Origin of the sequence: Citrobacter sp. NCU1 (assembly GCF_010231475.1) — a bacterium.
Lineage (GTDB): Bacteria > Pseudomonadota > Gammaproteobacteria > Enterobacterales > Enterobacteriaceae > Citrobacter_D.
The window spans coordinates 1-1,263 of sequence record NZ_NRDO01000136.1 but is presented as its reverse complement, the minus strand read 5'-3'; the positions used below and the strand labels follow the sequence as shown (position 1 = coordinate 1,263).

Genomic DNA, 1,263 nt, shown 5'->3' with positions numbered 1-1,263 from the left:
CTGCGTTTTGTTCATGCCCACGATTTTATGTTCGCCGATCACGGTAACCGGAACAGCGCGCATGCCCATATCCCATACCTGCTGCGCGAACTCTTCGTTCTGCTCGATATTGCGCTCCTCGAAAGAAATTCCCTTCTCATTCAAAAAGCTTTTGACCTGACGGCAGTGCGGACAGTTAGTCGATGTATATACCACAACATTTTCCATAGTTGATTCCCTCCTAGTAATTTTTGCTTAATATTATATCACTTGCGGCGTTTCGATGAAACTTACAGCGCAACCGCGCTGTGCTCCAGGCTCTCAATGTATTTCTCAGCGTCCATGGCAGCCTTGCAGCCGCTGCCCGCCGCCGTAATCGCCTGTCTGTACCGGGTATCCTGAACATCGCCGCAGGCGAATACGCCCGGAATGTTCGTCTCGGAAGTGCCCGGATTCGTTACGATATAACCGTTCGAATCGACGGTAATCTGACCGCCAAGGAAAGCCGTATTCGGGTGATGACCGATCGCCACGAACACGCCGCCCGCTTCAATGAATTCTTCTTGGCCGGTCTCGTTGTTCAGCACCTTCAGACCGGTAACGCCATTATCGCCTGCCACCACTTCAAGCGGTGTACGGTCCAGCGCCCATTCCACTTTCTCATTGGCGCGTACCCGATCTTGCATAATCTTGGAAGCGCGCAGTTCATTCCGGCGATGCACCAGTGTCACCTTCGAAGCGAAGCGGGTCAGGAAGCCGGCTTCCTCCAGCGCCGAATCCCCGCCGCCCACAACGATAATTTCCTTGTTACGGAAAAAGAAGCCGTCGCAGGTCGCGCAGGTGCTGACGCCCCGGCCCACATTGTCCTGCTCTCCCGGGATGCCCAGGTACTTCGCGGTAGCGCCGGTGGAAATGATCAGCGTATCGGTCTCAAGCGTGCCCATGTCTTCAACGTTTAGCTTGAACGGACGCTCTCCCAGCTCCACGCTGTTCACCCAGCCGGTAACGAATTTCGCTCCGAAACGCTCCGCCTGTGCGCGCATATTGTCCATCAGCTCCGAACCGAGAATTCCTTCCGGGAATCCCGGGAAGTTCTCGATCTCGGTGGTCGTGGTAAGCTGGCCTCCCGGCTGCGGGCCTTCAATAACCAGCGGATTCATATTGGCCCGGGCCAAATAGATAGCGGCAGTCAGACCCGCAGGTCCGGTACCGACAATGATTGATTTATACATAATTACATCCTCCTCTTTATGGACTACCACATATGTGAAATCTTAATTAGAA

2 protein-coding genes are annotated in these 1,263 nt (G+C 54.2%); both read right to left on the bottom strand.

Annotated elements, in window-relative coordinates:
• Positions 1-207 (bottom strand): glutaredoxin family protein (locus CJP72_RS24920; protein WP_162383899.1); only part of this gene is annotated, 207 nt, incomplete at its 3' end.
• A 62-nt stretch (positions 208-269) separates the two neighbouring features.
• Entirely contained in the window at positions 270-1,211 is a 942-nt protein-coding gene (gene trxB / locus CJP72_RS24915; RefSeq protein WP_025694449.1) for a thioredoxin-disulfide reductase, read from the bottom strand.
• Positions 1,212-1,263 lie beyond the last annotated feature (52 nt).